This is a genomic window from Methylobacterium sp. B1 (assembly GCF_000333255.1).
Classification (GTDB): domain Bacteria; phylum Pseudomonadota; class Alphaproteobacteria; order Rhizobiales; family Beijerinckiaceae; genus Methylobacterium; species Methylobacterium fujisawaense.
Genome location: NZ_BACT01000916.1, coordinates 1 through 6604, shown reverse-complemented (window position 1 = coordinate 6604; position 6604 = coordinate 1). Strand labels below are relative to the sequence as shown.

The following is a 6604-nucleotide window of genomic DNA, read 5'->3' as shown; positions in this document are numbered from 1 at the left end:
GCCGGATCGACCCGGTCGGCCAGCGCCGTGAAGCCGCGCAGGTCCGTCAGCAGGATGGCGGCCGGAATGGCCCGCCCCTCGCCCCGCCGGATCTGGCCGTCGAGCACCCGCTCGGCGGTGGAACGGCCGAGATAGGTCGCCGACACCTCGCGGAACGTGTGGGCCAAGCTCATCTTGGCGATCGCCAGCGTCAGGAACGGCAGGACGTCGGCGATGGCCGACAGGTGCGCCTCGGTGAAGCCGCCGGCGCCGCGGGTGCAGAACGACACCGCGATGCCGCGCAGCGCAGTGCCGGGCGCAAACTCGACGATGTGCAGCACGTAATCGACGCCGCCCTGTGCCCCGAGGGCCTTCAAGACCGGAAAGTCCGTCTCCAGCTCGGGCGCGTCGAGGCGCCAGCGGCCGAAGCTCTCGCCCTTCTCCACCAGCGCGTAGACGGGGCTCAGGAGCCAGTCGCTCTCCTCGTCGGCACCGTGGGCGTTGGCCACGAAGGACAGCCCCTCGCCCGCGTGCCAGTTCAGGCTGACGCCGCGCAGGGTCGGGTCGAGGGCCGGGGCCATGACGCTGACCCGCCAGACGGGGATGCCCGCACCGACCAGCGCCTCGCAGAAACCGGAGAGCAGGCTGTCGTGGTCGTCGGTCGCCGTTGCGTGCGCGGCGACCCAGCGTCCCAGATGCGTCAGGTCCATCCCTCAGCCTCGCCCCTGTCCGTGCCGATCGCGCCCCGACCCTGTCGCGGCACGATCGCAAAGAACCATTAACCTTTCCGCGCGAGGGTCGCGCCATGGTCGTGCGCCGCCGAGTCAGAATGGTTGTGTTGCCGCTGGGTCTCTGGACCCTGTCGGCGCTCGTGGTCGGCTATTTCGTATGGCAGGCCGAGAGCGGCAACCGCGGGCTCGAAGCCAAGAAGGCGCTGAAAATCCGCGCCTACGGCCTCAATCAGGAACTCGCCGCCGTGCGGGCCGAGCGCGCCACCTGGGAGCACCGGGTCGCGCTGCTGAAGAGCGACCAGATCGACCGCGACCTCTTGGAGGAACGGGCGCGGATCGTGCTCGGCCGGGTCCACGCCAACGACGTGGTCATCATCACGCCCTGATCGCCGCCGGGCCCCGTGAGTCCGCCCCGAAAGTCCTCTGACAAGAGCGGCTTCCTGTCAGAGCGGCAGCCCTCGCTTTCCAATCCTTGCTGTCCTACACCCCCACCACGTCGCGTGGAATCACGGGGAGAGCGCCGATGGACGCCGCCAAGGAGCCTGCCAAGGACGCTTCGTCCTCCCAATCGCAGGCCGCGAGCCCTCAGGCGGCCGAGGCGCACAAGCCGGCGCCCAACATGCCGCAATTCACCCGGGACGAGGATCTCCACGCCTACCACGAGATGCTGCTGATCCGGCGCTTCGAGGAGAAGGCCGGCCAGCTCTACGGCATGGGCCTGATCGGCGGCTTCTGCCACCTCTATATCGGCCAGGAGGCCGTGGTGATCGGCATGCAGATGGCCTCGGTCGAGGGCGACCAGGTCATCACCGGCTACCGCGACCACGGCCACATGCTGGCCTGCGGCATGGACCCGAAGGGCGTCATGGCCGAGCTGACCGGCCGCCGCGGCGGCTACAGCCGCGGCAAGGGCGGCTCGATGCACATGTTCAGCCGCGAGAAGCAGTTCTTCGGCGGCCACGGGATCGTCGGCGCGCAGGTCTCCCTCGGCACGGGCCTCGCCTTCGCCGACCATTACCGGGAGAACGGCAAGGTCAGCCTGACCTATATGGGCGACGGCGCGGCTAACCAGGGCCAGGTCTACGAGAGCTTCAACATGGCGGCGCTCTGGAAGCTGCCGGTCGTCTACGTCATCGAGAACAACCGCTACGCCATGGGCACCTCGGTAGCCCGGGCCTCGGCACAGACCGACTTCTCGAAGCGCGGCCTCTCCTTCGGCATCCCCGGCGAGCAGGTCGACGGCATGGACGTGCGCACCGTCCGCGAGGCCGCCACCCGGGCGATCGAGCACGCCCGCAGCGGCCAGGGTCCCTACATCCTGGAGATGCAGACCTACCGCTATCGCGGCCACTCCATGTCCGATCCGGCCAAGTACCGGACCAAGGACGAGGTCTCGAAGATGCGCGACGAGCACGACCCGATCGAGATGGTGCGCAAGCGCCTGCTCGAGCTGCACGGCGTGCCCGAAGCCGAGCTGAAGGCCACCGATGCCAAGGTCCGTGAGACGGTGAACGCCTCGGCCGAGTTCGCCACCAACGATCCCGAGCCGGATCCGTCCGAGCTGTGGACCGACATCCTACTGGACGCGCACGCCTGAGCGCGTCGCCGACGACGCTGGCCGCCCCCCGAACGAGACGACGACCGCAGAGCTGAGCATGGCGACCGACATCCTGATGCCCGCCCTCTCGCCCACCATGGAGGAGGGCAAGCTCGCCAAGTGGCTGAAGAAGGAGGGCGACCCGATCAAGTCCGGCGACGTGCTGGCCGAGATCGAGACCGACAAGGCCACCATGGAGGTGGAGGCGATCGACGAGGGCGTGCTCGCCAAGATCCTGATCGCGGAGGGCACCGAGGGCGTCGCGGTCAACACGCCGATCGCCGTCATCGCCGGCGAGGGCGAGGATCCGGCGAGCGTCCAGTCCGGCGGCGGGGCGAAGCCCAACGGCGCCGGCGGCCATCCGGCGCCGACGCCCGACATGCAGGCCGAGGGCATGGCCGACAAGCCCGCGCCCGCCGCCAAGACCGGCGACGACGCCCCGAAGGCGCCGGCGGCACCGGCCGTCATCACCAACAAGGCCCGAGAGCCGGTGATGGAGGAGTTCCCGGCCGACACGCCGATGGTCACCCAGACGGTCCGCGAGGCCCTGCGCGACGCCATGGCCGAGGAGATGCGCCGCGACGGCGACGTCTTCGTCATGGGCGAGGAGGTCGCCGAGTATCAGGGCGCCTACAAGGTCACCCAGAACCTGCTGCAGGAATTCGGACCGAAGCGCGTGGTCGACACCCCGATCACCGAGCACGGCTTCGCCGGCATCGGCGTCGGCGCGGCGCTCGCCGGGCTGAAGCCGATCGTGGAGTTCATGACCTTTAACTTCGCCATGCAGGCGATCGACCAGATCATCAACTCGGCAGCCAAGACCCTGTACATGTCCGGCGGCCAGCTCGGCTGCCCGATCGTGTTCCGCGGCCCGAACGGCGCGGCCGCCCGCGTCGCCGCCCAGCACAGCCACGATTACGCCGCGTGGTACTCCAACGTGCCGGGCCTCAAGGTGATCGCGCCCTACACGGCCTCCGACGCCAAGGGCCTGCTCAAGGCCGCGATCCGCGACCCGAACCCGGTGATCTTCCTCGAGAACGAGATCCTGTACGGGCAGTCCTTCCCGGTGCCGCAGCTCGACGACTTCGTGCTGCCGATCGGCAAGGCGCGGATCCACCGGACCGGCAGCGACGTGACCATCGTGTCCTTCGCAATCGGCATGACCTACGCCCTCAAGGCCGCGCAGGCCCTGGCCGAGCAGGGCATCGAGGCGGAGGTGATCGACCTGCGCACGATCCGCCCGATGGACACCGAGACGGTGGTGGAATCGGTGAAGAAGACCGGCCGCTGCATCACCGTCGAGGAGGGCTTCCCGCAATCCGGCGTCGGCGCCGAGATCGTGGCGCGCCTGATGGTCGACGCCTTCGATTTCCTGGACGCGCCGGTCCTGCGCATCACCGGCAAGGACGTGCCGATGCCCTACGCGGCCAATCTGGAGAAGCTGGCGCTGCCGAATGTGGCGGAGGTGGTCGAGGCCGCCAAGAGCGTCTGCTACAAGTGACGGGCGCGCGGGCGGGGCGCATGTCCCCGCCTCCGTCCCGGCAGGGGGCCCAAGGAACAGCCGGCGCGCCATGAGCCAAGATTCGAGCAGCGACTTCGCCGAACTCGCCATCCCGCCCGACGCTCTCGAACAGGGCGGCATCGAGGTGCTGCGCGCCGCCGTGGTCGATGGCGCGGTGAGCGTGGCCCTCCGCCGCTCCTTCGACGACCCGGCCACCTGGGGCCGGCTCCTGGCCGATCTCGCCCGGCAGGCAGCCCGCGCCTACGCGCTGGAGACCGACATGTCGGAGGAGGAGGCGGTCGAGCGCATCCGCGCGGGCTGGGAGGCCGAGGGGCTCGACCCCGGCGGCCTCAACTAGCGATGGCTGCCGACCATGGCTGAGGCGGCTGTCCGGCAGGCGACTTACGCGGATCTGGAGGCTGTCCCCGCGCATCTCGTCGCCGAGATCATCGACGGTGTGCTGGAGACGCACCCGCGGCCGCGGCCCCGGCACGCGATGGCCGCGTCCGATTTGTCCACCTTGCTGGGCACCCCGTTCCGTTATGGACGCGGCGGACCCGGCGGCTGGATTTTCATGATTGAACCGGAACTCCACCTGGGTGCCCATGTCGTGGTGCCGGATCTGGCGGCTTGGCGCCGGGAGCGGGTGCCGACCGACTTGGAAGCGGCCCACATCGAGATCGCGCCGGACTGGGTCTGCGAGATCCTCTCGCCCTCCACGGTCCGCCTCGACCGCGGGCGCAAGCGCCGCATCTATGCGGAGGCCAAGATCGGTCACCTCTGGCTGCTCGATCCAGCCGCGGGCGTGCTGGAAGGCTTCGCCCTCGCGGACGGGCGTTGGGTGCTCCTCGCCACGGTCCAGCGCGGCGAGGCCGTGGCCCTGCCGCCCTTCGACGCCGCCCCGTTCCCCCTCGACGACCTCTTTCCCTTCGAAGATCCGGCCGCCCCGGCCTTGCCCGAGACCTGATGCCATGCCGATCAACGTGCTGATGCCCGCGCTCTCCCCGACCATGGAGAAGGGCAACCTCGCCAAGTGGCTCAAGAAGGAGGGCGACGCGGTCAAGTCCGGCGACGTGCTGGCCGAGATCGAGACCGACAAGGCCACCATGGAGGTGGAGGCCATCGACGAGGGCGTGCTCGCCAAGATCCTCGTGCCCGAGGGCACCGCGGACGTTCCGGTCAACGACCTGATCGCCATCATCGCCGCCGAGGGCGAGGACGTGTCGGCGGCCGCCGCCGGCGGTGCGCCGAAGGCGGCCTCCAACGGAGCGGCCAAGCCTGACGCCAAGCCTGACGCCAAGCCTGAGCCGAAGGCCGACGCCTCGGCGGCCAACCAGAACACCACGCCCGGCGGCGGCCACATGGGGTACGAGCGGGTGAACGCGGCGCCGGAAGGCGCGCAGCCCGGTGGGGCGCCGCAGGCCAGCACGGGCGGACGGGTCTTCGCTTCGCCGCTCGCCCGGCGGATCGCCAAGCAGGAGGGTGTCGATCTCGGCGCCGTCCAGGGCAGCGGCCCGCACGGCCGCATCATCGCCCGGGACGTCCAGGCCGCGAAGGCCTCCGGGGCCACCCAGGCGCCTGCCGCCGCCCCCCAGGCCGCCGAGGCGCCGAAGGCGGCCACCCCGGCCCCGAAGGCCGCCGCCGCGGGCGGCGCGCCGGCCGGCCTCACGACCGATCAGGTCAAGGGCTTCTACGCCAAGGATGCCTACGAGGAGGTGCCCCTCGACGGCATGCGCAAGACCATCGCCAAGCGCCTCACCGAGGCGATGCAGGTCGCCCCGCACTTCTACCTGACGGTGGATTGCGAGCTCGACGCGCTGATGAAGCTGCGGGAGACGCTCAACGGCTCCGCGGCCAAGGACAAGGACGGGAAGCCCGCCTTCAAGCTCTCGGTGAACGACTTCGTCATCAAGGCGATGGGCCTCGCGCTCACCCGCGTGCCGGCCGCCAACGCGGTCTGGGCCGAGGACCGGATCCTGCGCTTCAAGCACGCCGAGGTCGGCGTCGCGGTCGCCATCGACGGCGGGCTGTTCACCCCGGTGATCCGCCGGGCGGACGAGAAGACGCTCTCGACCATCTCCAACGAGATGAAGGACTTCGCCGCCCGGGCCCGCGCCAAGAAGCTGAAGCCCGAGGAGTACCAGGGCGGCGTCACCTCGGTGTCGAACCTCGGCATGTTCGGCATCAAGCACTTCACCGCGGTGATCAACCCGCCGCAATCGAGCATCCTGGCGGTGGGCGCCGGCGAGAAGCGTGTCGTCGTGAAGGACGGGGCGCCGGCCGTGGTCCAGGTCATGACCTGCACCCTGTCCTGCGACCACCGCGTCCTCGACGGCGCGCTCGGCGCGGAGCTGGTCTCGGCCTTCAAGGGGCTGATCGAGAACCCGATGGGCATGCTGGTCTGAGCCGGAGCACACGATGTCCGACACCTACGACGTCCTCATCATCGGCGCCGGGCCCGGCGGCTACGTCACGGCGATCCGCGCGGCGCAGCTCGGGTTCAAGACCGCCGTGGTCGACCGCGAGCATCTCGGCGGCATCTGCCTGAACTGGGGCTGCATCCCCACCAAGGCGCTGCTGCGCTCGGCCGAGATCTACCACTACTTCCAGCACGCCGGTGATTACTGGCTGACGGCGGAAAAGGTCGGGTTCGACCCCGCCGCCATCGTGAAGCGCTCCCGCGGCGTCTCGGGCCGGCTCAACGGCGGCGTCGGCATGCTGCTCAAGAAGAACAAGGTCGACCTTATCTGGGGCGAGCCGCGGTCGACAGCGCCGCAAAGGGCAACCAGCCCGGCC

Annotated in this window: 7 protein-coding genes and 1 pseudogene; 7 read left to right on the top strand and 1 reads right to left on the bottom strand. The window is 70.0% G+C overall.

Annotated features, from left to right (window positions below; genetic code table 11):
- Nucleotides 1-689: pseudogene (locus I53_RS25900) on the bottom strand (adenylate/guanylate cyclase domain-containing protein); the annotation flags it as partial.
- A gap of 95 nt (nt 690-784) precedes the next feature.
- Here I53_RS25900 and I53_RS25895 point away from each other — a divergent pair.
- The 7 genes from I53_RS25895 to I53_RS25865 all read left to right on the top strand — a co-directional run.
- The gene (locus I53_RS25895; RefSeq protein WP_043356265.1) at nt 785-1096 is read left to right on the top strand and encodes a septum formation initiator family protein; all 312 of its coding nucleotides are present in this window, start codon (nt 785-787) and stop codon (nt 1094-1096) included.
- A gap of 137 nt (nt 1097-1233) precedes the next feature.
- Entirely contained in the window at nt 1234-2307 is a 1074-nt protein-coding gene (pdhA, locus tag I53_RS25890; protein WP_043356263.1) for a pyruvate dehydrogenase (acetyl-transferring) E1 component subunit alpha, read from the top strand.
- 58 nt (nt 2308-2365) lie between these two features.
- Nucleotides 2366-3808 (top strand): pyruvate dehydrogenase complex E1 component subunit beta, encoded by a 1443-nt coding sequence (locus I53_RS25885; protein WP_043356260.1) that lies wholly within the window; start codon nt 2366-2368, stop codon nt 3806-3808.
- Nucleotides 3809-3878: 70 nt separating this feature from the next.
- The gene (locus I53_RS25880) at nt 3879-4166 is read left to right on the top strand and encodes a DUF5076 domain-containing protein (protein WP_043356258.1); all 288 of its coding nucleotides are present in this window, start codon (nt 3879-3881) and stop codon (nt 4164-4166) included.
- Between the two features lie 15 nt (nt 4167-4181).
- Nucleotides 4182-4775 (top strand): Uma2 family endonuclease, encoded by a 594-nt coding sequence (locus I53_RS25875; protein ID WP_043356255.1) that lies wholly within the window; start codon nt 4182-4184, stop codon nt 4773-4775.
- Nucleotides 4776-4779: 4 nt separating this feature from the next.
- Nucleotides 4780-6213, top strand: coding sequence for a pyruvate dehydrogenase complex dihydrolipoamide acetyltransferase (locus tag I53_RS25870; RefSeq protein ID WP_043356253.1), 1434 nt, complete (start codon nt 4780-4782; stop codon nt 6211-6213).
- A gap of 13 nt (nt 6214-6226) precedes the next feature.
- On the top strand, nt 6227-6604 hold a 378-nt coding region (locus I53_RS25865; protein ID WP_043356251.1), incomplete at its 3' end, for an FAD-dependent oxidoreductase.